This is a genomic window from Streptomyces sp. NPDC048506, assembly GCF_040651315.1.
Taxonomy (GTDB): Bacteria; Actinomycetota; Actinomycetes; order Streptomycetales; family Streptomycetaceae; genus Streptomyces.
The window spans coordinates 117,045-140,912 of sequence record NZ_JBEZIX010000007.1 but is presented as its reverse complement, the minus strand read 5'-3'; the positions used below and the strand labels follow the sequence as shown (position 1 = coordinate 140,912).

General features: G+C 73.0%; 23 protein-coding genes and 3 tRNA genes. 5 read left to right on the top strand and 21 right to left on the bottom strand.

What is annotated here, in order from left to right; genetic code table 11:
- Position 1: 1 nt before the first annotated feature.
- The 6 genes from AB0C96_RS07570 to AB0C96_RS07545 all read right to left on the bottom strand — a co-directional run bounded on the left by AB0C96_RS07570 (position 2) and on the right by AB0C96_RS07545 (position 2,553).
- Positions 2 to 1,075 (bottom strand): UDP-N-acetylmuramate dehydrogenase, encoded by a 1,074-nt coding sequence (locus AB0C96_RS07570; protein WP_362914695.1) that lies wholly within the window; start codon positions 1,073 to 1,075, stop codon positions 2 to 4.
- A 61-nt stretch (positions 1,076 to 1,136) separates the two neighbouring features.
- On the bottom strand, positions 1,137 to 1,571 hold the full coding sequence (locus AB0C96_RS07565) for a MaoC family dehydratase (protein WP_362914693.1): 435 nt from the start codon (positions 1,569 to 1,571) through the stop codon (positions 1,137 to 1,139).
- A gap of 1 nt (position 1,572) precedes the next feature.
- Positions 1,573 to 2,025, bottom strand: a complete 453-nt coding sequence (locus tag AB0C96_RS07560; protein WP_362914691.1) for a MaoC family dehydratase N-terminal domain-containing protein — start codon at positions 2,023 to 2,025, stop codon at positions 1,573 to 1,575.
- A gap of 83 nt (positions 2,026 to 2,108) precedes the next feature.
- Complete coding sequence (gene rpmG / locus AB0C96_RS07555) at positions 2,109 to 2,273, bottom strand: 50S ribosomal protein L33 (protein WP_006604855.1); 165 nt, start codon at positions 2,271 to 2,273, stop codon at positions 2,109 to 2,111.
- A gap of 88 nt (positions 2,274 to 2,361) precedes the next feature.
- Positions 2,362 to 2,434: transfer RNA gene (locus AB0C96_RS07550), tRNA-Met, on the bottom strand.
- Positions 2,435 to 2,480: 46 nt separating this feature from the next.
- Positions 2,481 to 2,553: transfer RNA gene (locus AB0C96_RS07545), tRNA-Thr, on the bottom strand.
- Between the two features lie 183 nt (positions 2,554 to 2,736).
- Between AB0C96_RS07545 and AB0C96_RS07540 the strand changes: the two genes are divergently transcribed.
- Entirely contained in the window at positions 2,737 to 4,005 is a 1,269-nt protein-coding gene (locus AB0C96_RS07540) for an amidohydrolase family protein (protein ID WP_362914689.1), read from the top strand.
- A gap of 158 nt (positions 4,006 to 4,163) precedes the next feature.
- Positions 4,164 to 4,826, top strand: a complete 663-nt coding sequence (locus AB0C96_RS07535) for an NAD(P)H-binding protein (RefSeq protein WP_362914687.1) — start codon at positions 4,164 to 4,166, stop codon at positions 4,824 to 4,826.
- A 183-nt stretch (positions 4,827 to 5,009) separates the two neighbouring features.
- On the opposite strand, the gene AB0C96_RS07530 is transcribed toward AB0C96_RS07535, so the two are convergent.
- Positions 5,010 to 5,091 (bottom strand) — tRNA-Tyr (locus tag AB0C96_RS07530).
- 189 nt (positions 5,092 to 5,280) lie between these two features.
- Between AB0C96_RS07530 and AB0C96_RS07525 the strand changes: the two genes are divergently transcribed.
- Together AB0C96_RS07525 and AB0C96_RS07520 are read left to right on the top strand one after the other, a co-directional pair.
- The gene (locus AB0C96_RS07525) at positions 5,281 to 5,769 is read left to right on the top strand and encodes a YajQ family cyclic di-GMP-binding protein (protein WP_362914685.1); all 489 of its coding nucleotides are present in this window, start codon (positions 5,281 to 5,283) and stop codon (positions 5,767 to 5,769) included.
- 125 nt (positions 5,770 to 5,894) lie between these two features.
- A complete protein-coding gene (locus AB0C96_RS07520; protein ID WP_362914683.1) occupies positions 5,895 to 6,647 on the top strand; it encodes an antibiotic biosynthesis monooxygenase in 753 nt (250 codons plus the stop codon).
- Positions 6,648 to 6,662: 15 nt separating this feature from the next.
- Here AB0C96_RS07520 and AB0C96_RS07515 read toward each other — a convergent pair whose 3' ends face one another.
- The 14 genes from AB0C96_RS07515 to AB0C96_RS07450 all read right to left on the bottom strand — a co-directional run bounded on the left by AB0C96_RS07515 (position 6,663) and on the right by AB0C96_RS07450 (position 22,218).
- Entirely contained in the window at positions 6,663 to 7,055 is a 393-nt protein-coding gene (locus tag AB0C96_RS07515) for a YccF domain-containing protein (RefSeq protein ID WP_362914681.1), read from the bottom strand.
- 151 nt (positions 7,056 to 7,206) lie between these two features.
- Positions 7,207 to 8,073, bottom strand: coding sequence for a zinc metalloprotease HtpX (gene htpX, locus AB0C96_RS07510; protein WP_362914679.1), 867 nt, complete (start codon positions 8,071 to 8,073; stop codon positions 7,207 to 7,209).
- 201 nt (positions 8,074 to 8,274) lie between these two features.
- Positions 8,275 to 9,810 carry an NADH-quinone oxidoreductase subunit N gene (locus AB0C96_RS07505; protein WP_362914677.1) on the bottom strand — a complete coding sequence of 512 codons (1,536 nt, stop codon included), beginning with the start codon at positions 9,808 to 9,810 and terminating at the stop codon, positions 8,275 to 8,277.
- Positions 9,810 to 11,444, bottom strand: coding sequence for an NADH-quinone oxidoreductase subunit M (locus AB0C96_RS07500; protein WP_362914845.1), 1,635 nt, complete (start codon positions 11,442 to 11,444; stop codon positions 9,810 to 9,812). The genes AB0C96_RS07505 and AB0C96_RS07500 overlap by 1 nt, the downstream gene beginning before the upstream one ends.
- Positions 11,445 to 11,557: 113 nt before the next feature.
- Positions 11,558 to 13,555 (bottom strand): NADH-quinone oxidoreductase subunit L, encoded by a 1,998-nt coding sequence (locus AB0C96_RS07495; protein WP_362914675.1) that lies wholly within the window; start codon positions 13,553 to 13,555, stop codon positions 11,558 to 11,560.
- Positions 13,552 to 13,923 carry an NADH-quinone oxidoreductase subunit NuoK gene (gene nuoK, locus AB0C96_RS07490; protein WP_362914673.1) on the bottom strand — a complete coding sequence of 124 codons (372 nt, stop codon included), beginning with the start codon at positions 13,921 to 13,923 and terminating at the stop codon, positions 13,552 to 13,554. Before nuoK ends, AB0C96_RS07495 begins: the two co-directional genes overlap by 4 nt.
- The gene (locus AB0C96_RS07485; RefSeq protein ID WP_362914671.1) at positions 13,923 to 14,546 is read right to left on the bottom strand and encodes an NADH-quinone oxidoreductase subunit J; all 624 of its coding nucleotides are present in this window, start codon (positions 14,544 to 14,546) and stop codon (positions 13,923 to 13,925) included. The genes nuoK and AB0C96_RS07485 overlap by 1 nt, the downstream gene beginning before the upstream one ends.
- Positions 14,543 to 15,202, bottom strand: coding sequence for an NADH-quinone oxidoreductase subunit I (locus AB0C96_RS07480; RefSeq protein ID WP_362914669.1), 660 nt, complete (start codon positions 15,200 to 15,202; stop codon positions 14,543 to 14,545). The genes AB0C96_RS07485 and AB0C96_RS07480 overlap by 4 nt, the downstream gene beginning before the upstream one ends.
- Positions 15,202 to 16,167, bottom strand: coding sequence for a complex I subunit 1 family protein (locus AB0C96_RS07475; RefSeq protein WP_362914667.1), 966 nt, complete (start codon positions 16,165 to 16,167; stop codon positions 15,202 to 15,204). The genes AB0C96_RS07480 and AB0C96_RS07475 overlap by 1 nt, the downstream gene beginning before the upstream one ends.
- The gene (locus AB0C96_RS07470) at positions 16,164 to 17,576 is read right to left on the bottom strand and encodes an NADH-quinone oxidoreductase subunit C (protein WP_362914665.1); all 1,413 of its coding nucleotides are present in this window, start codon (positions 17,574 to 17,576) and stop codon (positions 16,164 to 16,166) included. The genes AB0C96_RS07475 and AB0C96_RS07470 overlap by 4 nt, the downstream gene beginning before the upstream one ends.
- Complete coding sequence (locus tag AB0C96_RS07465; RefSeq protein ID WP_362914663.1) at positions 17,573 to 18,235, bottom strand: NADH-quinone oxidoreductase subunit B family protein; 663 nt, start codon at positions 18,233 to 18,235, stop codon at positions 17,573 to 17,575. The genes AB0C96_RS07470 and AB0C96_RS07465 overlap by 4 nt, the downstream gene beginning before the upstream one ends.
- A complete protein-coding gene (locus AB0C96_RS07460; RefSeq protein WP_362914661.1) occupies positions 18,226 to 18,627 on the bottom strand; it encodes an NADH-quinone oxidoreductase subunit A in 402 nt (133 codons plus the stop codon). Before AB0C96_RS07460 ends, AB0C96_RS07465 begins: the two co-directional genes overlap by 10 nt.
- A gap of 225 nt (positions 18,628 to 18,852) precedes the next feature.
- Positions 18,853 to 20,490 (bottom strand): MinD/ParA family protein, encoded by a 1,638-nt coding sequence (locus AB0C96_RS07455; protein ID WP_362914659.1) that lies wholly within the window; start codon positions 20,488 to 20,490, stop codon positions 18,853 to 18,855.
- Positions 20,491 to 21,096: 606 nt separating this feature from the next.
- Positions 21,097 to 22,218 carry a secretion protein snm4 gene (locus AB0C96_RS07450; RefSeq protein WP_362914658.1) on the bottom strand — a complete coding sequence of 374 codons (1,122 nt, stop codon included), beginning with the start codon at positions 22,216 to 22,218 and terminating at the stop codon, positions 21,097 to 21,099.
- A 232-nt stretch (positions 22,219 to 22,450) separates the two neighbouring features.
- Between AB0C96_RS07450 and AB0C96_RS07445 the strand changes: the two genes are divergently transcribed.
- Positions 22,451 to 23,719, top strand: a complete 1,269-nt coding sequence (locus tag AB0C96_RS07445; protein WP_362914656.1) for a sensor domain-containing protein — start codon at positions 22,451 to 22,453, stop codon at positions 23,717 to 23,719.
- The last annotated feature ends 149 nt before the right edge of the window (positions 23,720 to 23,868 follow it).

Below are 23,868 nucleotides of genomic sequence, written 5' to 3'. Positions count from 1 at the left end.
TCTAGAGGCTGACGCCGACCGTCACGGGTTCGTTGACGAGCGTGACGCCGAAGGCCGCGTGGACGCCGTCGCGGACCTCACGGGCCAGCGCCAGCAGGTCTTCGGTGGTGGCCTCGCCACGGTTGGTGAGCGCGAGGGTGTGCTTGGTGGAGATGCCGGCCGGGCCCGTGCCGTGGCCCTTGGCGAAGCCGGCCCGGTCGATGAGCCAGGCCGCGGAGGTCTTCACCAGGCCGTCGCCGGCCGGGAAGGCGGGCGGGGCGGCGTCGGCACCGAGGCGGTCCTGGACGCGCAGCAGGAGAGCGGCGTGCTCGGCCTCGGTGAGGATCGGGTTGGTGAAGAAGGAGCCGGCCGACCAGGTGTCGTGGTCCTTCGGGTCCAGCACCATGCCCTTTCCGGCGCGCAGCGCCAGGACTGTCTCCTGGGCCTGGGCCGCCGGGACCCGGTCGCCGACCTCGACGCCGAGGCTCCGGGCGGTCTCGGCGTACTTCAGGGGCGCGGAGAGGCCGCCGGCGTCCTCCAAGGCGAAGCGCACCCGGAGCACCACGAAGCGGTCGGGGTGCTGCTTGAAACGGCTGTGGCGGTAGGCGAAGCCGCACTCCTCGTTGGGGATCACGACGGTCTCGCCGGAGCGGCGGTCGTAGGCGACGACCTCGGTGATCGTGGCGGAGACGTCCTGGCCGTACGCGCCGACGTTCTGGATCGGCGTGGCGCCGGCCGAGCCGGGGATGCCGGCCAGGCACTCGATGCCGGCCAGTCCGGCCTCGACCGTGCGGGCGACCGCGTCGGACCAGTTCTCACCCGCGGCGAGCTCCAGGGACGTGCCGTCGAGCCGGAAGCCGCTGGTGGCGATGCGCAGGGCGGTGCCGTCGAAGCCCTTGTCGCCGATGACGAGGTTGCTGCCGCCGCCGATGATCAGCAGCGGGGTGCCGGCGTCGTCGGCCGCGCGGACGGTGGCGATCACCTCCTCGTCGGTGGTGGCCGTGACGAGGCGGTTCGCCGGGCCGCCGAGGCGGAAGGTGGTCAGCGGGGCGAGGGGGGCGTTGTCCTCTACGGTTGCCACAAGTCGTTCCTGCACGCGCCCAAGGGTACGGGTGCGGTCCGACAACCCCGGTCGGCCGCCCCCGTCGTCCTCCGGTTCAGGCCAGGCGGACCACTGCGCGGGCCATGCCCAGCACCTTCTGACCTGCGCTCTTCGCGGTGAGGTCGACCCGGACCGTGCGGGCGTCGTCATCGAGCTTGGCCGCGACCTGGGCGCTGACCTCGATCAGCGCGCCCTCGTCGTCGTTGGGGACGACGACGGGCTTGGTGAAGCGCACGCCGTACTCGGCGACCGCACCCGGGTCGCCGGTCCAGTCGGTGACCACCCGGATCGCCTCGGCCATGGTGAACATGCCGTGGGCGATGACGTCCGGCAGCCCGACCTCCTTGGCGAACTTCTCGTTCCAGTGGATGGGGTTGAAGTCGCCCGAGGCGCCTGCGTACTTGACGAGCGTGGCGCGGGTCACGGGAAAGGTCTGCGCCGGGAGTTCGGTGCCGGCCTCGACGTCGTCGTAGGAGATCTTGGCGGTCATCTCAGGCCTCCTTGGTGGCGCGCGCGACCAGCTTGGTGAAGGCGGTGACGACGTGTTCGCCGGCCTCGTCGTGCACCTCGCCACGGATGTCGATGATGTCGTTCCCGGCCAGCGACTTGATCGATTCGATGGTGGAGGTGACGGTCAGTCGGTCGCCGCTGCGCACCGGCCGGGTGTAGGCGAACTTCTGGTCGCCGTGCACCACCCGGCTGTAATCCAGACCCAGTTGAGGGTCCTGGACGACCTGTCCCGCGGCCTTGAAAGTGATCGCAAACACAAAAGTCGGCGGGGCGATCACATCGGGGTGACCAAGCGCCTTGGCTGCTTCGGCATCGGCGTAAGCGGGGTTGGCGTCACCGATCGACTCGGCGAATTCCCGGATCTTTTCCCGGCCGACCTCGTACGGATCGGTGGGCGGGTACGTGCGTCCGACAAAAGACTGGTCGAGCGCCATGGCTCGCAACCTCCGTGTACTGATGGTGATAACGCCGTGAGGCCGCCCCCATCACTGGGGGCGGCCTCACGGACTAGCCTGTGTTATCGCGTCTCGCGGTGCGCGGTGTGCGAGTTGCAGCGCGGGCAGTGCTTCTTCATCTCAAGACGGTCCGGGTCGTTACGCCGGTTCTTCTTGGTGATGTAATTCCGCTCCTTGCACTCCACGCAGGCCAGCGTGATCTTCGGGCGGACGTCGGTGGCAGCCACGTGAGTGCTCCTTGACGGACGGATGGACGGATGAACGCAGAAAAGAGTAGCCGATCGAAGGACCGACCCCACAATCGGCTACTGTCAGTAGCGGTGACCGGACTTGAACCGGTGACACAGCGATTATGAGCCGCTTGCTCTACCGACTGAGCTACACCGCTGCGATGCGAGTGGCCCCCGCCCGAAGGCGGGTACCTCACACATCAGAGCCCCAATACGGAATCGAACCGTAGACCTTCTCCTTACCATGGAGACGCTCTGCCGACTGAGCTATTGGGGCGAGCGATGAAGACATTACACGGCCGGCCGCCAAACGTGAAATCCGTATCCCCGCCGCGCCCCAACGGCCCCGTGCACCACGCCGGTACGACTATTTCGCGCCTGCACGAAGCTCTCCCGGCGGCGCCCTAGTCTCGGAGCCACCGCTGCGTGATCTTGCACGCCGGGCCCTTCGAGGAGCGCGATGTCCGACAGCACTTCGCCGCAGTCGCAGCCCCAGCCGGGAAAGCCGGGCGGTCCCGGCCGGCACCCGAGGGCGGACGGCGGTGCGCTGGTCCTGTGCGGCGCCCGGCTCGCCGACGGCCGCACCGTGGACGTACGGCTGGGCGGCGGACGCATCGAGGCCGTGGGGACGGCCGGCAGCCTCGCCCCGCAGGGCTCCCGAGTGGACCTCGCCGGCTACCTCCTGCTCCCCGCCCCCGCCGAGCCGCACGCGCACTGCGACACCGCGCTGACGGCCGACTCCGAGGGCCCCGCCTCCGGCTCCCCCGACGACGTCCAGCGGCGCACGACGGAGGCCGCGCTGCTCCAGCTGGGGCACGGCGCCACCGCCTCCCGCAGCCACGTCCGGATCGGCGACGTACAGGGGCTGCGCTCCCTGGAGGCGGTGCTCCAGGCCCGCCGGTCGCTGCGCGGGCTGGCCGACCTGGCGGCGGTCGCGGTGCCGCGGGTGCTGACCGGGGCGGCCGGTGCGGACGGGCTGGCGATGCTGCGGGACGCGGTGAAGATGGGCGCCTCGGTGATCGGCGGCTGCCCCGACCTGGACCCCGATCCGGCCGGGTACGTGGAGAGGGTCCTGGAGCTGGCGGGTGAACATGGCTGCCCGGTGGACCTGCACACCGACGGTGACGACCCGGCTCGGCTGGCCCGCTTCGCGGCGATGTCCGGCGGGCTGCGGCCGGGCGTCGCGCTCGGCCCCTGCGCCGGGATGGCCCGGATGCCGCGCAGCGTGGCGGCCCGGGTCGCCGAGCAGCTGGCCGCCGCCGACGTCGCGGTCGTCTGTCTGCCCCAGGGCGACTGCGCGGGCCTGGAGCGCCACGGCTCGCGGGTCTCGCGGCCGGCCCCCGTACGGCTGCTGAGGGCGGCCGGGGTGCGGGTGGCGGCCGGCAGCGGGGCGTTGCGGGACGTGGCGAACCCGGTGGGGCGCGGCGACCCGTTGGAGGCCGCGTACCTGCTGGCCTCCCTGGGCGAGGCCACGCCGGAGGCGGCGTACGAGACGGTGAGCTCGGCGGCGCGGGCGACGCTGGGCCTGCCGGAGGTGCGGGTCGAGGCGGGGTTCCCCGCGGAGCTGCTGGCGGTGCGCGGGGAACGGATCGCCGGGGTGCTCTCGCTCGCGTACAGCCGGATCGTGATCCACCGGGGGCGGGTGGTCGCCCGCACCAGCGCGGTGCGCGAGTACTGCGACTCCGCGGCCGCGGTGGCGCTGGAACTGCCCCGGCAGTCGCAGCGCTGACGCTGCCGCCCCGGGTTCCGCGCAGGCGCTGCCCCCGGATTCCACGCGGTGCCGCGGCCCGCGGCCCCGGGCCCCTGGAGGCGGCCCGCGGCGAGAAGCCGCCCCTCCCCCGGCCGGTCCCCCGCTCCACGGGCGGCGTTCGGCGTACGGTCGGGATCATGCGCATTGTCATCGCAGGTGGACATGGTCAGATCGCGCTGCGGCTGGAGCGGTTGCTCGCCAAGCGCGGGGACGAGGTCGCAGGCATCATCCGCCGGCCGGAGCAGGCCGGCGACGTGCTGGCCGCGGGCGCCGAGCCGGTGGTCTGCGACCTGGAGTCGGCGTCGGTGGAGGATGTCGCCCGGCACCTGGAGGGCGCCGACGCGGCGGTCTTCGCGGCGGGCGCGGGCCCGGGCAGCGGCGTGGAACGCAAGGACACGGTGGACCGCGGCGCGGCGGCGCTGTTTGCGGACGCGGCCGAGGCGGCCGGGGTGCGCCGCTTCCTGGTCATCTCCTCGATGGGCGCCGACCGCGAGCCCCCCGAGGGCACCGACCCGGTCTTCGGCGCGTACCTCCGGGCGAAGGGCGCCGCGGACGCGGACGTACGGGCCCGCGCCGGCCTGGACTGGACGATCCTGCGGCCGGGCCGGCTGACCGACGCCCCGGGGGCGGGCCTGGTGACGCTGGCCGACGCCACCGGGCGCGGTGAGGTGTCCCGCGACGACGTGGCGGCCGTCCTGGTGGCGCTGCTCGACGAGCCGGGCACCGTCGGCCGGACGCTGGAGCTGATCGGCGGGGACGTGCCGGTGGCGGACGCGCTGCGGGCGGTGGCCGGGCCCTGAGGGGCCGGCGGCGGCGCCTCGGGGCCGCTCCCCCATGAGGGGGTCGGTCGGGTGGGTGAAGGCGCAGCGGTGGGATCTGGGATCGCGGACGGAAGCCGACGGAAGCCGACGGAAGAATCCCCTGAGCCAACGGAAGAGGCCCCTGATCCGTATTGCTACGGATCAGGGGCCTCTTGCAACCTGTGGCGGCGCCAGGATTCGAACCTGGGAAGGCGAAGCCGGCAGATTTACAGTCTGCTCCCTTTGGCCGCTCGGGCACACCGCCAGGGTTTGCTGCCGGGAGACCCGCTCTGGGCGGTGCTCTGTGGCAACGACGTAAACCATACCCGATGGCTGGGGGTGCTTCGCCACTCGATTCGGAAGCGCTGGATCTTGGTCGGGTGGCTAGGCTTGGCAGGCGGTCCGGGGACGGTCCGCTCCCCTGATGGATCTACGTACGAGGAGCCAACTCAACATGGCCGACTCCAGTTTCGACATCGTCTCGAAGGTAGAGCGGCAGGAGGTCGACAACGCACTCAACCAGGCCGCCAAGGAGATCTCCACGCGCTACGACTTCAAGGGCGTGGACGCGTCGATCGCGTGGTCGGGCGAGAAGATCGAGATGCGGGCCAACGCCGAGGAGCGGGTCAAGGCCGTGCTCGACATCTTCCAGACCAAGCTGGTCAAGCGCGGGATCTCGCTGAAGGCACTGGACGCCGGCGAGCCGCAGGCCTCGGGCAAGGATTACAAGATCTTCGCCTCCATCGAGGAGGGGATCTCGCAGGACAACGCGAAGAAGGTCGCCAAGATCATCCGCGATGAGGGCCCCAAGGGCGTCAAGGCGCAGGTGCAGGGCGACGAGCTGCGGGTCAGCTCGAAGAGCCGGGACGACCTCCAGGCGGTGCAGCAGCTGCTGAAGGGCAAGGACCTGGACTTCGCCATCCAGTTCGTGAACTACCGGTAGTAGCCCGGTTTTCGGGTGCCTCGGATGGGGCGGCGCGCTTCGGCGTGCCGCCCCACCGGCATTCCATCGGGTCCGTGCGACGGAGCACTTGACCTCAAGTTTGGTTGAGTTTGCAGAGTCGGCGCATGACCTCTTCGCATGACGACACGCTCCGTGCCCCCGCCTCCGTCTCCGTCGCCGGCCCCCGGGACGGCTTCCTCACCGATGCGTTCCCGGACGTCCGCCGTCCGGATGTCGGGACCGTGCTGATCAGGGAGTGGGACGCGGGCAGCCCCGAAGGTCAGCGGGCCGTCCGGGACGGCCTCGCCCGCGCCTGGGAGGAGACGCCGCTGCCGGCGGGTTTCCTCGCCCGGGTGCTGTTCGCCGGGACGGACGGGCGCAGCGTTCTCGATTACGCGCAGTGGACGAGCGACGCCGCCCACCGGGAGTTCGTACGGAGCGAGGACACCGGGCCGGCCGACCGGATCGCGGCGGCGTGGAAGCCCGTGGGGGACGGGGGCGATGCCGGGCCGACCCGCTACCGGCTGTACCGCAGCCTGCTGCCCCAGGGGCAGCCGAAGGCGCCGGGCTGCATCGTGCGCGTCGCCTTCCGGACGACCGGGCACGACGCGGCCCGGGAGCTCGTCGACGGCCTGCTGGACATGGTGGGCGGGCAGCAACCGGGCGAGGGCGGGATCGCCTCGCACTTCCACCTCAGCGAGGACGGCACCCGGATCGTCAACTACAGCGAGTGGACCGACCCGGAGTCGCACGCCCGGGAGTTCGGCGCCCGGTTGCAGGCCGGCGGGCCGGTGATGGACTTCATCGAGAGCCTGCCGGGGGTCGTACCGCTGGGGTTCCGGCGGTACGTGAACCCCCGGGGGCTCGTACGGGGGTGACCCGGGACCGGTGCGTCAGCGGGTCGCGAACGGCTGGTCCGTGGGGACGATCTCGCGGCCCAGCGGGACCAGCGAGATCGGGATCATCTTGAAGTTGGCGATGCCGAACGGGATGCCGATGATCGTCACGCACAGGGCAATACCGGTGACGATGTGCCCCAGGGCCAGCCACCAGCCCGCGAAGATGAACCAGATGACGTTGCCGATGGCGGAACCGGCGCCGGCGTCGCGCCGGACCACCGTCGTACGGCCGAACGGCCACAGGGCGTAGCCAGCGATGCGAAAGCTGGCAATGCCAAATGGAATCGTGATGATCAGTACGCAGCAGATGATGCCCGCGACGACGTAGCCGAGCGCCAGCCAGAAGCCGCTGAGGACCAGCCAGAGGACGTTGAGGATGGTTTTCATGATCGACAGCCTTCCACGGGCACGGCGGAGAACGAATCCGAATCTGCCGTGCTAGACGCACCGGGCCCGGTGAAGCGTTGCCTACATGATGCGACCGGCCGGAGGGAGCGGCCACCGGTCCCGGCCGACCGGCCATCGGGCGGGCCGCCGGCTACGGGCGGTGGTGGCCCGCCATCTGCTCCAGGCGGACGATCCGCTCGCGCATCGGGGGGTGCGTGGAGAACAGCTTGGACATGCCCTCACCCGGGCGGAACGGGTTGGCGATCATCATGTGGCTGGCGGTCTCCAGGCGCGGCTCGGGCGGCAGCGGGAGCTGCTGGGTGCCGATCTCCAGCTTGCGCAGGGCGGAGGCCAGGGCGAGCGGGTCGCCGGTGAGCTGGGCGCCCGAGGCGTCTGCCTGGTACTCGCGGGAACGGCTGACCGCCAGCTGGATCAGCGAGGCCGCGATCGGCCCGAGGATCGCGACCAGCAGCATGCCCAGGAGGCCGGGGCCCTCGTCGTCGTCGGAACGGCCTATCGGAATCAGCCAGGCGAAGTTGACCAGGAACATCACGACCGAGGCCAGCGCGCCCGCGACGGAGGAGATGAGGATGTCGCGGTTGTAGACGTGGCTGAGTTCGTGGCCGATGACACCGCGCAACTCGCGCTCGTTCAGCAGCTGGAGGATGCCGTCGGTGCAGCAGACCGCGGCGTTGCGTGGGTTGCGGCCGGTGGCGAAGGCGTTGGGGGCCTGGGTCGGGGAGATGTACAGCCGGGGCATCGGCTGGCGGGCGGCCGTCGAGAGCTCGCGGACCATCCGGTAGAGCTGTGGCGCCTCGAACTCGCTGACCGGGCGGGCGCGCATGGCCCGCAGGGCCAGCTTGTCGCTGTTCCAGTACGCGTAGGCGTTGGTGGCCACGGCGACCAGGACGGCGATGATCAGGCCCGTACGGCCGAACAGACTGCCGATGACGATGATGAGGGCGGACAGTCCCCCGAGGAGTACGGCGGTTCTCAGCCCGTTGTGCCGGCGGTGCACGGTACGCCCTCCAAGCGGTGCGGCAGGGGAACCCTGTGCTGCGTCTCTCCACTCTTCAGTGGACCCTTACTCACTGGTCAACGCGAGATGAAAGGCAGGGGTTCCCCCGTGCGGAGGCCGTCGATCATCCTCTCGGGAACCCGCTCCACGGGGCCGGCACGTGCGGACGTGGGCCGCGCGTGCCCCGGGCGGCCCGTCCGGTCAGAGCAGCGCCCCCGACGCGAAGCGCAGGACGAGCTGCGGAGCGCCGGACAGGACGATGCCCAGGACGGCGGCGAGGGCGATGGCGGTGGCGAGCGGGGCCGGGATCCCGGCCCGGTGCGGCTGCGGCGCCGCGGCCTCGGGGGCCCCCTCGACGGCCTCGGCTCCCCGGAAGAGCACCGCGGTCCACTGGAGGTAGTAGTAGAGCGCGATCACGACGTTGACCGCCATGACCACCGCGAGCCAGGCCAGCCCGGCGTCGACCGCCGCGGCGAAGACCGTGACCTTGGCGAACAGGCCGATGACGCCCGGCGGCAGACCGGCGAGGCAGAGCAGGAAGAAGCCCAGGGCGAGCGCGACCAGGGGCCGCTGGTGGTACAGGCCCCGGTAGTCCGCGATGCGGTTGGCGGGGTGTGTACGGGCCACCAGGGCGGCGACGGCGAAGGCACCGAGGTTCACGGCCGCGTACATCAGGGCGTAGGCGACGGTGGACCCGATGGCGTGCGCGGGGTCGTGCACGTATCCGGCCGCGGCGATGGGGACCAGGAGGTAGCCGGCCTGGCCGACCGAGGACCAGGCGAGCAGGCGTACGGCGCTGTGCGCACGGTGCGGGTCCTGGCGGAGGGCGGCGACGTTGCCGACGGTCATGGTGAGCGCGGCGAGCACGGCCAGCGCCGGCCCCCAGACGTTCGCGTACGAGGGGAAGCCCTCGACCGTGACGAGGATCAGGCCGGAGAAGCCGACGGCCTTGCCGACCACGGAGAGGTAACCCGCGATGGGCAGCGGCGCGCCGACGTAGGTGTCCGGCACCCAGAAGTGGAACGGGGCGGCCGCGGTCTTGAACGCGAAGCCGACCAGGGTGAGCGCGACGCCGGCGCTGGCCAGGGTGGCCAGGCGGGGGTCCGGGAGGTCGGCCAGGGCGTGCGCCACCCGGGTGAGGTACAGGCTGCCGCTGGTGGCGTACAGGAAGCTCACACCGAGGAGCATCACGGCGGTGGCGGCCACCGAGGACAGGAAGAACTTCAGCGCCGCCTCGGAGGAGAGTCGGTCGCCGCGGCGCATTCCCACCAGGGCGAACGCGGGCAGCGAGGCGACTTCGAGGGCGATGACGAGGGTGGCGAGGTCCCTGGAGGCGGGCAGCAGGGCGGCGCCGGCGGCCGAGGACAGCAGCAGGAACCAGTACTCGCCGGTGGGCAGGCCGTGGTCCTTGATGGTGTCGAAGGACAGCAGGGCGGTCAGCAGCGCGCCGCCGAGCACCAGGAACTGGATGACCAGGGCGAACGGGTCGGCCACGTAACTGCACACGTCGGGGTGCCCGGGGAGGCAGAAGGTGCGGCGGTCGCCGTTCAGGAGGGGCAGCAGCGAGAGCACGGCGAGGGCGAGGCCGCCGACGGCGATCCAGCCCAGCAGCGGCTTGCGGGCCACCGGGAGGAAGAGGTCGGCGACGAGCACCACCAGGGCGACGACCGCGGCGAGGGTGGGCGGGGCGATGGCGATCCAGTCGACGGACTGGACCAGCGAGGTGAGGGAGCTCATCACTTGCCGCCTCCGAGGATGTGCTGGACGGCCGGGTTGGTGAGGCCGAGGAGGGCCGCGGGCCACAGTCCGGCGAGGACGGTGAGGACGGCGAGCGGGGACCAGGCCGCGTACTCGTAGCGCGCGAGGTCGGGAAGGGCCGGGAGAGCGGCGGCCGGTGTGGGCCCGCCCGGGGAGGTCGCCGCGTCGTCGGCCGGGTCGGCGGCGGCGAGCGGGGCGGTCGGGGCCAGGTGCGGGGTGCCGCCCATGCAGACGCGGCGGACGACGAGCAGGAGGTAGGCGGCGGTCAGCAGGGTGCCGAGGCCGGCCAGGACCATGAACGTCAGGAAGGCGGGGCGGCTGAGGCCCTCCGCCGGGCGGAAGGCGCCGAACATGGCGAGCATCTCGCCCCAGAAGCCGGCCAGTCCGGGGAGGCCGAGCGAGGCGACGGCGCCGAAGGCGAGCAGACCGCCGAAGCGGGGGGCCCGGCCGTAGAGGGCGGCGCCGGTGCTGCCGGAGAGGGCGTCGAGGTCGGTGGTTCCGGTGCGGTCCTTGAGGGCGCCGACCATGAAGAAGAGCAGGCCGGTGATCAGGCCGTGCGCGATGTTGGCGAACAGCGCGCCGTTGACGCCGGTGGGGGTCATGCTGGCGATGCCGAGCAGGACGAAGCCCATGTGGCCGACGGAGCTGTAGGCGATCAGGCGCTTGAGGTCGCCGCCGGCGCCCTTGCGGACGAGGGCGAGGCAGGCGAGCGAGCCGTAGATGATGCCGACGGCGGCCAGCGCGGCGAGGTACGGCGCGAAGGTCTGCATGCCCTCGGGCGTGATGGGCAGGGCGATCCGCACGAACCCGTAGGTGCCCATCTTCAGCAGCACGCCGGCCAGCAGCACCGAGCCGACGGTGGGGGCAGCGGTGTGCGCGTCGGGCAGCCAGCTGTGCAGCGGCCAGAGCGGGGACTTGACGGCCAGTCCGATGCCGATCGCGAGCACCGCGAGCAGCTGGACAGTGTGGCTGAGCTGGGCTTTCGGGCCGTTGTCAGTGGCGAGTGCGACCATGTCGAACGTGCCGGATTTCAGGCCGATCAGAAGGAGGCCGAGCAGCATCACGACGGAGCCGAGCAGCGTGTAGAGGATGAACTTCCACGCCGCCGCCTGCTTCCCCGCACCGCCCCAGCGGGCGATGAGGAAGTACATCGGGATGAGGACCATCTCGAAGGCGAGGAAGAACAGCATCAGGTCCAGGACGGCGAAGGTGGCGAGGGTGCCGGCCTCCAGGACGAGCAGCAGGGCCACGAATGCCTTGGGAGACGGGCCCGTTGGCATGTGGAAGTACGTGTAGAGCGCGCACAGGAAGGTCAGCAGCGCGGTCAGGACGAGAAGGGGGAGCGAGATGCCGTCGACGCCGAGGTGGATACGGATGTCGAGCGCCGGGATCCAGCTGATGTCGGTGGTGGCCTGCATACGGGCCGGGTGACCGTGGTCGAAGCCGGCGGCGAGCGCGACGGCGGCGGCGAGCACGACACCGGTGACGGTCACGCCGTGGCGCAGTACGGCCTGGTCGGGGTTCTTGCCCCGCAGGCCGGGTGGGGCCGGGAGCAGGGCGGCCAGCGCGCCGACGAGGGGGAGGACGACGATGCCCGCGAGGAGGATCTGCATGGCGGTGTGATTCACGGGTCAGGCCCTCCTCAGGGTTCCGGCTGCGGCGAGGCTGGCCACGAGGTCTGTCGGCTGGGGGTACGGGGGTCGGCCCCCGGGGGATGGCAGCACGGTCAGGCTCCCGTGCCCGTGGCGACGAGGACGGCGGCGATGGCCAGGACGAGCGAGCCCGCGAGCAGCGCGCCAAGGTAGGTCTGCACGTTCCCGGTCTGGGCGCGGCGGACGGCGGCGCCCAGCAGGCGGGGGGCGGCGCCGGCGCCGCGGACGTAGGTGTCGACGACCTCGCGGTCCAGGAAGCGGACGAGCGTGGCGGCGGCGCGCACCGGCCGGACGAACAGCGTGGAGTAGACGGCGTCGAGGTGGAAGCCGACGGCCGCGTGGCGGTGCAGCGGGCCGAGCAGGAGGCGGCCCGGGTCGGCGGGGTCGGCGGCGCCGGAGACGCTCCCGTAGACGGGGGCGTGGGTGGCGATCGCGGTCTCCTCGGCGAGCCCGGGGGCGGCGTCCGGGACGGTGACGACCGCACCGATGGGGGTGCGGGCGGCGAGGGCGCTGGTGTGCCGCCAGGCGGCGTAGGTGACCAGGCCGCCGACGAGGGCGATACCGGTGCCGAGGACGGAGGTGGTCAGGGTCGGCGCGAGCGAGCGCCCGTCGAACCAGGCGGGCAGGAAGGGGCCGGTCAGGCCGAGCGCGACGGTCGGCACGAAGAGCACCCACAGCACGGCGTTCATCGCGACCGGCTGGGGGCCGTGGTCGGGGGCCTCGACGCCGTTGCCCCGGAAGGCCAGCAGCCACAGCCGGGTGGCGTAGGCAGCGGTGAGGAGGGCGGTGAGCAGTCCGGAGACCAGGACGGTCCAGCCGGCGGCGCCGGGGATGCCGTGCGCATCGCCGTGGGCGGCGTGCTCGGCGGCGCCCAGGACGGCTTCCTTGGAGAAGAAGCCGGCGAACGGCGGGATCGCGGCCAGCGCGAGCAGCGCGACGGTGACGGTCCAGTACGCGTCCGGGATGCGCCGGGCCAGACCGGTCATCCGGGACATGGCGGCCAGCGAGTTGGTGCCGGCGGCGTGGATGATCACGCCGGCGCCGAGGAAGAGGAGCGCCTTGAACGCACCGTGCGTGAGGAGGTGGAAGACGGCGGCGCCGCGGTCGCCGACGGCCAGTGCGCCCAGCATGTAGCCGAGCTGACCGACCGTCGAATAGGCCAGTACGCGCTTGATGTCGTCCTGGGCCAGCGCGGCGAGGCCGGAGCCGACCATGGTGATCGCGGCCATGACGGCGAGCACGACGAGCGCGGCCGCGGAGGCCGCGAAGACCGGGAGGAGGCGGGCCACGACGTAGACACCGGCCGCCACCATCGTCGCGGCGTGGATCAGCGCCGAGACCGGCGTCGGGCCGGCCATCGCGTCCGGCAGCCAGGTGTGCAGCGGGAACTGTGCCGACTTGCCCGCGACGCCGCCCAGCAGCAGCAGCGCGATCAGCGTCGGGTGGTCCAGGCCGCCGCTGGCGACGGAGCCGAGGATGCCGGTGATCCGGAAGGTACCGGCGTCGGCGGCCAGCGCGAAGATGCCGAAGAGGAAGGGGACGTCGCCGAGCTTGGTGACGAGGAAGGCCTTGAGGGACGCGGCGCGGGCGGTCTCGGTCTCCCAGTAGTGGCCGACGAGGAAGTAGGAGCAGATGCCCATGACTTCCCAGCCGACCAGCAGCAGCATCAGGTCGCCGGTGTAGACGACCAGCAGCATCGCGGAGGTGAAGAGCGAGACCAGCGCGGCGTAGGAGGGGTAGCGCGGGTCGTCGCGCAGATAGGCGGTGGAGTAGATCTGCACACAGGTCGCCACGACGCCGACCAGGACGGCGAGCAGCGCGGCGAAGCCGTCGATGTGCAGGGCCAGGTCGATGGGGATCGAACCGGTCGGGGTGAGCTGGACGGCGACGTCGGTGGCCGGGCCGCCGCCCTGTCCGACCGCGACGACGACGGTCAGCGCGGCCGTGGCGAGCGTCGGCAGCACGGCCAACGGGCGGACGAAGCGGGGCGCGCTGCGCCCCAGGAGGAGGCCGGCGACGGCCCCGAGGAAGGGCAGGAGGGGAGCGAGGACGGCGGTGGTCGTGAGCGTCACGCGGTGGCCTCCGCCTTGGTGTCCGACTGCGGGGTCGCCTCCGTGTCGTCCGCGCCGTCCGGCCGTTCGGCGAGGTCGCGGAGCCGGTCGACGTCGGAGCTGCCGCGGTTGCGGTAGACGAGCAGCACGATCGCCAGGCCGATGCCGATCTCGGCGGCGGCGATGGCGATGGTGAAGAGGGTGAGCGCCTGGCCGGCGTGCAGGGTGTCGCGCAGCCAGACGTCGAAGGCGACGAGGTTGAGGTTGACGGCGTTGAGCATCAGCTCGACGGACATCAGCACCAGGATCGCGTTGCGGCGGGCGAGCACGCCGTACAGACCGGTGGAGAAGAGGAGGACGGCGAGGACGGCCGGATAGGCGAGGTGCATCAGCGCTGCTCCTCTCGCGGGGCGGGGGCTGCCGGGGCGCGGAAGGCGCCGTCCTTGAGGGCGGCCGCCGCGGCCTTGCCCTCACCGGCCTTGCGGGACAGCACGATCGCTCCGACCAGCGCGGCGAGCAGCAGCACGGACAGCGCCTCGAAGGGCAGCACCCAGTACTGGAAGAGGCTGCGCCCGGAGGCTTCGGTGGAGCCCTGGGGAGCGCCGCCGAGGTCGATCCAGGTGGCGCGGAAGGCGTCGACGACGACCCAGACCAGGGCGCCGGCCGCGGCGACGGCCACCGTCAACGCCGCCCAGCGGTTGCCGGAGTCGGCGTCCGGGGAGCGGCCGATGGGCGCCTTCGTCAGCATCAGCCCGAAGAGCAGCAGGACGACCACCGAACCGACGTAGATCAGCACCTGGACCCAGGCGATGAACTCGGCCGTCAGGAGGAGGTATTCGACGGCGACCCCGCCGAGGGCGACGACCAGCCAGAGGGCGGCGTGCACCAGCTGCCGGGTGGTGACGGTGACGACGGCCGCGCCGAGGGTGGCGATACCGACGAGGAGGAAGGCGATCTCGACGCCGGTGGGCGAGAGGAAGCCGTGGCCTGCGGCCGTGGCGGCGAGCGTCACGTTCCCTCCCCTGAGGTGTCCGGTCGTTCCTGGTCAGGTGCCTGGGCAGGTGCCTGGGCCCGGCCGTCGGCGGGTCCCTCGGCCGCCTCGCCGGCCCGGGCCCCGGCGGCTTCCGCTTCGGCCTGTTCGGCCTGCTGCTGGGCGGCGAGCTTGTCCGCGGCCTTGCGGGCGGCGGCGACCTCCTTGGGCTCCTCGGCCGCCGGGTCGAGCGCCGGCGGCTCGGGCACCGTCCACATCCACTCGCGCAGTTTGTCCCGCTCGTGGGTCAGCTCGCGGATGTCCGTCTCGGCGTACTCGAACTCCGGCGACCAGAAGAGCGCGTCGAACGGGCAGACCTCGATGCAGATGCCGCAGTACATGCAGAGCGCGAAGTCGATCGCGAAGCGGTCCAGGACGTTGCGGCTGCGCTCCCGGCCTCCGGGCGCGGCCGGCGGCACCGTCTCCTTGTGGGAGTCGATGTAGATGCACCAGTCCGGGCACTCGCGGGCACACAGCATGCAGACCGTGCAGTTCTCCTCGAACAGCCCGATGACGCCGCGGGTACGGGGCGGCAGGTCGGGCTGCACGTCCGGGTACTGCGCGGTGACCGAACGCTTCGTCATCGTCCGCAGGGTGACGGCCAGGCCCTTGGCGAGGCCCGATCCGGGGATGCCCATTACGAGATCACCACCTTGATGACGCCGGTGAGGGCGATCTGGGCGAGTGCGAGCGGGATGAGGACCGTCCAGGCGAGCTTCTGAAGCTGGTCCTCGCGCAGCCGGGGGTAGGTGACCCGCAGCCAGATGACGCCGAACGCGAGGACCACGGTCTTCAGCAACGTCCACAGCCAGCCCAGGCCGTCGGCGCCGAACGGGCCGTGCCAGCCACCGAGGAAGAGCACCGAGGTCAGCGCGCAGAGAACGACGATGCCGGCGTACTCGGCGAGCAGGAACAGTGCGAAGCGCAGGCCGGTGTACTCGGTGTACGCACCGAAGATGATCTCCGAGTCGGCGACCGGCATGTCGAACGGCGGACGCTGCAACTCGGCGAGCCCCGCGGTGAAGAAGACGACGCCGCCGACGATCTGCCACGGCACCCACCACCAGTGGAAGGCCTCGACGATGCCGGGCAGTGAGAGCGTGCCGGCCGCCATGGCGACCGAGGCCGCGGCGAGCAGCATCGGCAGCTCGTAGGCGAGCAGCTGTGCGGCTGTCCGCAGCGCACCGAGCAGCGAGAACTTGTTCGCGGAGGCCCAGCCCGCCATCAGCGAGCCGAGCACACCGACGCCCATGACGGCGAGGACGAAGAAGATCCCCGCGTCCAGGGCCTGCCCCACGGCGTTGTGCGGCCCTATCGGGATGGCGACCAGGACCAGGAGGTACGGCAGCAGGGCGACGGCGGGCGCGAGCTGGAAGATCCGCCGGTCGGCGCCGGCCGGAACGATGTCTTCCTTCTGTGCGAACTTCACGCCGTCGGCGACCAGCTGCGCCCAGCCGTGGAACCCGCCCGCGTACATGGGGCCGAGCCGGCCCTGCATATGGGCCATGACCTTGTGCTCGGTCTGCCCGATGACCAGGGGGAACACCAGGAACACGACGAAGACGGCGAGGAGGCGCAGCGCGATGTCGAGAGCGTCGCTCATGGGGTGTCGCCTCCTGCCGGGTCGTCGGGCTGGTCGTGGTCGGGGCGCGGCTGCGGCCGGGGCGCGGGTTCCGCCTCGGGCTCACCCTGCTGGGCGGGGCGGCCCTTCGCTTCCGTCGCGTCCTTCGCTTTCTTCGCCTCCGGCTCTTCCGTCGCTCCTGTTGCTTCTGGCGCTTCTGTGGCTTCTGGCGCTTCCGTCGATCCCGTTGCTTCCGTGGCTTCTGGCGCTTCCGTGGCCTCTGGCTGCTCCGGTTGTTCCGTTCGGCCCTTCTCCGCCGTCTGCGCTGTGCCCGCCGGCTCGTCGAAGGCCGGGCGGGCGTGGTGCCAGGGCGCGTCCGTGGAGCGCGGGGCGGCCGCCTTCGGCGCCTCGGCAGGAGTGCCCGCAGCCGGTGCAACAGGGGCTGCCGGGGCCGCCGGGGCTGCCGGGGCTGCCGGGGCTGCCGGGGCTGCCGGGGCTGCCGCAGTGTCCCCCTTGTCCGCCGTGGCCGCCGTGTCCGCCGCCGCCGGCTGCTGCTGGCTGACCGACCCCTGGCTCGCCGAGCGGCTACGGCGTGCCGGGCGCTCCGGGCGCTCGGTACGCGCGGGGGCCGCGGCGGCCGGTGCCGTTCCGGTGGTCTCCGCCGCCTGCTGCTGGCTCGCCGAGCCCGCACTCGCGGTACGGGTGCGCCGGGCCGGTCGCTCGCCCGCCGCGGCGCCGGCCGCCCGGGCACCCCGCGCCGGCCGCGCCGGAGCAGGCGGCAGCTGGCCCTTGAGCGGACCCCACTCGTTCGGGTCCGGGACGCCCGGCGGCAACATCTGACGGCGCTTGGGCCCGCCGTGTTCGGACTCCCCCGGCTCCTTGGCCCCCGGCCACGCCTTGGCGACCCGTGCCGCCAGCACGAAGTCCTTGCGCAGCGGGTGCCCCTCGAAGCCCTCCGGGAGCAGCAGCGGTACGAGGTGGGGGTGTCCGGTGAAGTCGACGCCGAACATCTCGTGGGTCTCGCGCTCGTGCCAGCCCGCGCCCGCGTACACGCCCACGGCGGTGGGCAGCGCCGCCGCGTCGTGCGGGACCGTCGTCCGGACGACGAGCCGGTGGACGCTCCCCGGGTGCGCCACATCGGCGAGGTGTGCGCAGATCCGGAAGCCGGTGCCGGGTTCGTCGACGGCGCTCAGCCAGTCGAAGTAGCGGCAGTCGAGGTCGTCACGGGCCGCGGTGAGCGCGGCGAGCCAGCCGTCCACCGGGACATCGACGGTCAGCAGGTCGTACGCCAGCTCCGCGGTGGCTCCGGGACCGAAGATCTCGCTCGCGGGCCTCGGCAACCAGCCGACGACGGGCTCGGGGGCCGGCTCGGGCTGCTCGGCCGCCGGATGGGGCTGCTCGGCCGGCTCGGGCTGCTCGGTCGGCCTGGGCTGCTCGGGCTGCTCGGTCATCGGGGTTCCTCCCCCGCGGCCTTCGGCTGCTCCGCCGTCGTGGGCGCGGGCGGCGTCACCAGCCCGCTGCGCAGCGCGGCCGCCGAGGGCCGGCCGGCAGCGCCCTCCTTGTACCGCTCGCCCAGCGACTCGCGGGCGATCTTCTCCTGGAGCTTGAGGATGCCCTGAAGCAGGGCCTCCGGCCGCGGCGGGCAGCCCGGTACGTACACGTCGACCGGAATGATCTGGTCGACGCCCTTGGTGACCGAGTACGAGTCCCAGTAGGGACCGCCGCAGTTGGAGCAGGCCCCGAAGGAGATGACGTACTTCGGCTCGGGCATCTGCTCGTAGAGCCGCTTGACCGCGGGCGCCATCTTGTCGGTGACGGTGCCGGAGACGATCATCAGGTCGGCCTGGCGGGGGCCGGGCGCGAACGGGATCACGCCGAGCCGAATGAAGTCGTGGCGCGCCATGGACGCGGCGATGAACTCGATGGCGCAGCAGGCCAGGCCGAAGTTGAAGACCCACAGGCTGTAGCGGCGGCCCCAGTTGAGGACCACCTTCATCGGTTCCGGCGCGAGGCGGGCGAGCGTGCCCAGGCGCCGCGGCTCCGGCAGGAACTCGGGGGCGGCGCCCTCGGGCGCGGTCGCCGAGCCGGTGGAGGCGGGGGTCACGTCCATTCCAGGACGCCTTTCTTCCATGCGTAGAGCAGGCCCACGGCGAGGAACCCGAGGAAGATGAACATCTCCACGAGCGTCACCCCGCCGAAGCCGGGGGCGGCGAAGATCGTCGCCCAGGGGAACAGGAAGATCGAGTCGACGGCGAAGATGACGTAGAGGAACGCGTAGACGTAGTAGCGGACCTGGGTGTGCGCCCAGCCCTCACCGACCGGGTCCACGCCGCACTCGTACGTCAGCAGCTTCTCGGGCGTCGGCACGACAGGCCGCAGCAGCCGCCCGGCCCCGAAGGCCACGGCGACGAAGAGCACGCCGATCACGGCGATGACCCCGACGACCGAGTAGCCCTGGAAGTAGTCCGCGGCGACGGTGGTGCGTACGGTCGCGTCCGGCACGTCCGCCCCTCGCTCCCTGACTGCGCTTGTTCAACGACTTCGACGATCTGTACGGACGGGAGTCTAGGCCCTGCTCGGGTCGCCCCGAGAAGCCGCGTCGTCGCCGACGGTGAGCTTGTCCGTACTTCGCCCTACCTGGGCGGCAGGCAGCGTAGACGCCGCGTCCAGTTGTCTCACGGGGTGTCTCAAGGAGCGGACAGTGGGGCCCTTCTCCGGGGTTCCGCCTCAGCGGATCGGGCCCCCGTCGAAGGGCGTGCGGTTGTCGGGGCCGGCGGGGGCGGCGGGGACGGCGGGGGCTGTGAGCCCGGCGGGGGCGGCGGGGACGGTGGGAGGAACCGGGGCCGGCGGCGGCAGCTGGGTCTGCGGCGGGACGGGGGGCTGGGCCTGGACCTGGGCCTGGGCCTGGGCCTGGGACGGCGAGTGCGGCTGCGGCTGCGACCGCTGCGGCTGAGCCTGGGCCGGCGCCGGGGCCGGCGACTGGAGTGCCGCCTGCGGGGGTGCGGGCTGCGGCGGGTAGGGCTGCTGGGGTGCCGGTTGGGGCTGCGGGGCCGGTTGGGGTCGGGCCTGGACGGGGGCCGGGATCGGGGCCTGACCAGGCGCAGAGGCCTGAGCAGGGCCAGTGGTGTGGACCGGGGCCGGGCCCTGAGGGTGGACGGGTGCGGGCCCGGGCGTGGGACCGGGCGTGGGGACCGTCGCCTGGCCCGGGACGTACACCGTCGGCTGCCCCGGCGAGTGGACCGGCGTGTGCTGCTGCTGCCGGCGACCCGGGTCCCGCGAGACCGCGCGGTCCATCACCTCGGCCGCGATCCGCGTCGCCGCCTCCCGGGTCCGTTCGCCGAGCAGCTCCGTACGGATCGCGCCGCCCGCCGCCAGATGCCGGTCGTACGGCAGCGGCAGCACCGCCGCGCCACCGGCGCCCAGATGTTCGGCGGCCTTGCGCACGTCGACGCCGCTGTCGGGCGAGGAGTGGGTGAGCACCACCACCGTGGTCGGCAGCAGGCCGGGGTGCAGCCCGCCGACCCAGTCCAGTACGGAGCGGGTGGCCGCCACGCCCTCCGGGGTGGCCGGGGTGACCAGGACCCGCGCCTGTGTGGTCACCAGCGCGGTGCGCGCCACCTCGGCGGGCAGCGTCTCGCAGTCCACCACCGTGGCCGCGAAGTGGCGGCGCAGCGAGGTCATCACGACGCGGTAGGTGTCGAGGTCCAGCCGGGTGCCGATGGCGCCCTGGCTGCCGGGCAGCAGCCAACCGCCGCCCGCGAACGGCAGGAGGTAGCCGGTCAGGTCCGTGATCAGCATCGACGGGTCGATGATCTGGGCCAGATCGCTGCCGGACCAGCGCACCTCGCGTGCGCCGAGGCGGTGCGGCAGCGTGCCGAGCGCCGGATCCGCCTCGACGGCGAGCACCGGGTCGGGGCGGTAGTGCGCGTACGTCAGTGCCAGGAGCGCGGCGACGGTGGACTTCCCCGCGCCGCCGCGGATGCTGGACACAGCGATCTGCCGGCCCGTGGTCACCGGCTGCTGGATGGCGTAGGCGGCCTGGGTGACGGCGGCCGTCTCGGCGGCCGGGGACGAGGCGAACACCCGGCGCAGGGCGCGGCCCGCCCGTCGGGCCAGCGGATCACCGCGGCGTGGCCTGGGCTGCCCGTCGGCCAGTTCCGGCGGCAGGAGGGGGACGGAGACGGGCGTCCGCGCCGGTACACCGGGCCGGCCGTAGCGGCCGGGGGCAGGGGCGGACGCCGGGGCGGCACCGGCCGACGAGGCGGCTGCCGGGGGCGGGAACTGCGGGGTCTGCGCCGGGGCGGGTGCGCCCGGCGGCGCCGGGGCGGACGCCGGCGGCGGCGGTACGGGGCCCTGGGGCGCCACGGCGGACACCGAACTCGCGGCTGCCGGGCCCGCAGGCGCGGGAGCAGCGGCGGCGGGGGCAGCAGGTGCCGGGCTCACAGGCGCAGGAGCAGCGGCGGAAGGAGCACCGGCGGAGGGAGCGGCCGCGTACGGAGAAGGAGCAGCGGGTGCCGGGGTCGCATGGGCCGGGGCACCGGGCGGCTGGACCGCGGGCTGCGGCACCGGTCCGGCCATGGGCACCGGTCCGGCCATGGGCATCGGCCCGGCGGGCGGCATCGCCTCAGCCGCTGGCATCGCCCCCGCCGCTGGCATCGCCCCGGTCGCAGACATCGCCCCGGTGGCAGGCATCAGCCCACCAGACTGAGGGGCACCCGCCCCGGAAGCTCCGACCGCGAGGTTCTCAGCGCGCTCGACGTGCGCGACGTTCTCAGCGTTCCCGACGTTCTCAGCGTTCCCGATGTTCCCGGTGCTCCCGGCGTTCACCGCATCCACACCCCCTCTCGCTTCGGTACCCGCTCCGGCCCGCACTCCGGCTCTCTCGTCCACTCCCACGCCGGGTCCCTCTCCCACGCCGGGTCCCTCCGGACGCGCTCCCGTCGATGACATGCCCCTCCACCATCCCCCGGGTCAGGACGTGCCGAACAGCAGGCCGTAGAGCCCGAAGGCCCCGAGGCCCACCGGGATCAGCGCCACCACGCTCACCGACTCGATCAGGTCCAGCCACCGCCGCAGCCGGACCCGCAGCGGCTCCGGCACCCGTATCGCGAGCACCGCGACCGGCAGCGCCGCCAGCACCCCCAGCGTGACCAGGGAGAACGCCGGCGCCCTGCCGTCGGTGGCCCAGAGCAGCACCAGCCGCACACCGACCGCCAGACCGGCGGCCAGCAGCGCGACGACCTCCGCCGCCAGCGGGTACGCACGCGCCCGCGAGCACAGCACGACGCCCAGCAGCAACGCGGTGAGCACCGTCCACAGGCCGGGCGTCCGCGCCGCGAGCACCCCGGCGGCACCTGCCGAGGCCGCCATGACCAGCGTGGTCGGGACCAGCTCCCGATGGGCGGCGCCCAGCGCTCCGCCCACCTGGAACCGGCTGACCGGCGTACCGCCGGAGCGCTGGTCGTCGAGCCGGGTCAGGCCGGCCGAGGTCAGGGCGAGTCGCGGAAGCTGGCCGAGGACCAGTACGGAGCCGAAGCCGAGCGCAACTCCCGTACGGGCCGGGGTGGTCAGCGCCAGTCCCAGCTCCCACGCCCCCACCGCGAGCGCCACCGACGCGGCGCCGATCAGGCCCCCGCGGCCCAGCCCCGCGCAGAGCCCGAGGAGCGCGAGCAGCGCCGCGACGGTGAGTCCGACCGTGGCCAGCCTGGCGCTGCCGTCGGAAACCGCCTGCCACGCAGCGGCCACTCCGAGGGCCCCGCCGAGCAGCAACAGGGCGGCTCCGGGGGCGCGCTGCCCGTTCCGTCCGGCGAGTGCGCCGACGGCCGCCCCGGCACCCGAGAGGACGACGGCTGCGGTAGCGAGCCACGGGGCGGCCTCCCCGCCGTCGTACCAAGCGTGCGCGCAGACCCCGGTGAGCGCCGCGAGCAGCAGGCTCGACGCCACCGCCGTCCAGGTCCTGCTGCGCTCGCCCCATGCCCAGCCGCGGATGTCGAGGGGGGCGGCCAGGGCGTCGGCGAGGTCCCGCGCGGCGGCCGCCGACTGCGGCCCGGCGAACCCCGGCTTCAGCACCTGGCTGTCGTCACTCCGCGCCATGGCCCCACGCCCCTCCCGTTGTGCATCGCCACACCATACGGTCCCGCCGGCGCGCCGTGTCCACCGCTGTGGACAACGCGACCGGCATCGGCCCGCGCCCACGCTCCGTTCCCGGCCAGGCTCTTGACCTGCGGCGGGACGGACGGCGCGGACGGTGGGGTAGGGCAAACCCCACCTCGACCACCCCAGCTGCCCCATGGCACACCGGCCCACACCCGGGCAGGCTGGGCATATGACGGAGAGTTCCCGACCCAGTGCTGCAAACGGCGCCCCTGACGGCGCCTCACCACCACCGCCCCAGGCGCCGTTCAACGGTGTGACATGGCGGGAGATCGCATATCTGCTGGCCAACTTCCCGCTGGGCGTGCTGGCGTTCGTGGTGCTGGTGGTGTGGCTGGCACTGGGAATCGGGCTGTCCGTCACGGTCATCGGCCTGCCGCTGCTGGTGGTGGGGCTGATGGCGTGCCGGCAGTACGGGAAGCTGGAACGGGCCCGGGCGCGGGCGCTGCTGGGGGTGCAGGTCGAGGAGCCGAGCCCGCTGCGGGCCTGGGAGCAGGGGTTCTTCCCATGGCTGTGGACGTGTCTGAAGGATCCGGTGGCGTGGCGGCACGCGCTGTTCACGTTCGTCCGGCTGCCATGGGCCCTGCTCACCTTCTCGGTGGTGCTGGCCTCGCTCTTCGTGGCGTGGCCGGTGCTGCCGTGGGTGGCGCGCTGGCTGTCGAACGTGGACCGGGCGATGGTGCGCGGACTGCTGTCGCCGTCCGACGAGTTGGAGCGGCGGATCGCCGAGCTGGAATCCGACCGGGTGACGGTCACCGACACCGCCGCCGCCGACCTGCGGCGCATCGAACGGGATCTGCACGACGGGGCGCAGGCCCGACTGGTGGCACTGGCCATGGGGCTCGGCCTGGCGAAGGAGAAGCTGCTGGAGGGCCAGGCCGACGAGAGCGTGGCGGCGATGGTGGACGAGGCGCACGGCGAGGTGAAGCTGGCGCTCCAGGAGCTGCGGGACCTGGCCCGGGGCATCCATCCGGCGATCCTCACCGACCGCGGCCTCGGTCCCGCCCTGGTCTCGCTGGCCGGGCGCTGCACGGTGCCCGCGACGACGTCCGTGGACCTGGACGAGCGGCCCGCGCCGGCCATCGAGGGCATCGTCTACTTCACCGTCTCCGAGCTGTTGCAGAACATCTCCAAGCACAGCGCGGCGCGGCAGGCGTCCGTCGAGGTGTGGCGGGCCGGCGACCGGCTGCTGATCCAGGTCGTGGACGACGGGAAGGGCGGGGCGCGGCTGGACGGCGGCAGCGGGATGGCCGGGCTCGCCGAGCGGCTGGGGTCGGTCGACGGCCTGTTCGTGCTGGACTCCCCGGCCGGCGGGCCCACGCGGGTGACGGCGGAGCTGCCGTGGCGGCCGCGGGCGGGGACGAAGGCGGGGACCGGGGCGGCGGAGCCGGCGAAGCGCGGGCCGGGGGCGAGCCGGGGCCCGCGGTCGAGGCGCCGCTGACCAGCGGATTGGGTTCAACCGCAGGTTCGGGGGTGGGGAAAACCCCAGGAAAAGACTGCGAGAACCCGCATGGTGCGGGGAGCGGGGGTCGCGGAGGCTTGTCGTAGCGAAAAGCCGCGGGGCCGTGCCTGGCCTGCGGCTTCAGGCAA

Excerpts from the sequence above, each read along its gene's own strand:
- AB0C96_RS07525 (WP_362914685.1), top strand. The coding sequence starts at position 5,281 with ATGGCCGACTCCAGTTTCGACATCGTCTCGAAGGTAGAGCGGCAGGAG.
- AB0C96_RS07520 (WP_362914683.1), top strand. The coding sequence starts at position 5,895 with ATGACCTCTTCGCATGACGACACGCTCCGTGCCCCCGCCTCCGTCTCC.
- nuoK (WP_362914673.1), bottom strand. The coding sequence starts at position 13,923 with ATGCACCTCGCCTATCCGGCCGTCCTCGCCGTCCTCCTCTTCTCCACC.
- AB0C96_RS07565 (WP_362914693.1), bottom strand. The coding sequence starts at position 1,571 with ATGACCGCCAAGATCTCCTACGACGACGTCGAGGCCGGCACCGAACTC.
- AB0C96_RS07480 (WP_362914669.1), bottom strand. The coding sequence starts at position 15,202 with ATGGGCATCCCCGGATCGGGCCTCGCCAAGGGCCTGGCCGTCACCCTG.
- AB0C96_RS07540 (WP_362914689.1), top strand. The coding sequence starts at position 2,737 with ATGTCCGACAGCACTTCGCCGCAGTCGCAGCCCCAGCCGGGAAAGCCG.
- AB0C96_RS07560 (WP_362914691.1), bottom strand. The coding sequence starts at position 2,025 with ATGGCGCTCGACCAGTCTTTTGTCGGACGCACGTACCCGCCCACCGAT.
- AB0C96_RS07450 (WP_362914658.1), bottom strand. The coding sequence starts at position 22,218 with ATGGCGCGGAGTGACGACAGCCAGGTGCTGAAGCCGGGGTTCGCCGGG.
- AB0C96_RS07465 (WP_362914663.1), bottom strand. The coding sequence starts at position 18,235 with ATGGACGTGACCCCCGCCTCCACCGGCTCGGCGACCGCGCCCGAGGGC.
- AB0C96_RS07505 (WP_362914677.1), bottom strand. The coding sequence starts at position 9,810 with ATGAGCTCCCTCACCTCGCTGGTCCAGTCCGTCGACTGGATCGCCATC.
- AB0C96_RS07470 (WP_362914665.1), bottom strand. The coding sequence starts at position 17,576 with ATGACCGAGCAGCCCGAGCAGCCCAGGCCGACCGAGCAGCCCGAGCCG.
- AB0C96_RS07515 (WP_362914681.1), bottom strand. The coding sequence starts at position 7,055 with ATGAAAACCATCCTCAACGTCCTCTGGCTGGTCCTCAGCGGCTTCTGG.
- AB0C96_RS07475 (WP_362914667.1), bottom strand. The coding sequence starts at position 16,167 with ATGAGCGACGCTCTCGACATCGCGCTGCGCCTCCTCGCCGTCTTCGTC.
- AB0C96_RS07500 (WP_362914845.1), bottom strand. The coding sequence starts at position 11,444 with ATGCAGATCCTCCTCGCGGGCATCGTCGTCCTCCCCCTCGTCGGCGCG.
- AB0C96_RS07445 (WP_362914656.1), top strand. The coding sequence starts at position 22,451 with ATGACGGAGAGTTCCCGACCCAGTGCTGCAAACGGCGCCCCTGACGGC.
- AB0C96_RS07535 (WP_362914687.1), top strand. The coding sequence starts at position 4,164 with ATGCGCATTGTCATCGCAGGTGGACATGGTCAGATCGCGCTGCGGCTG.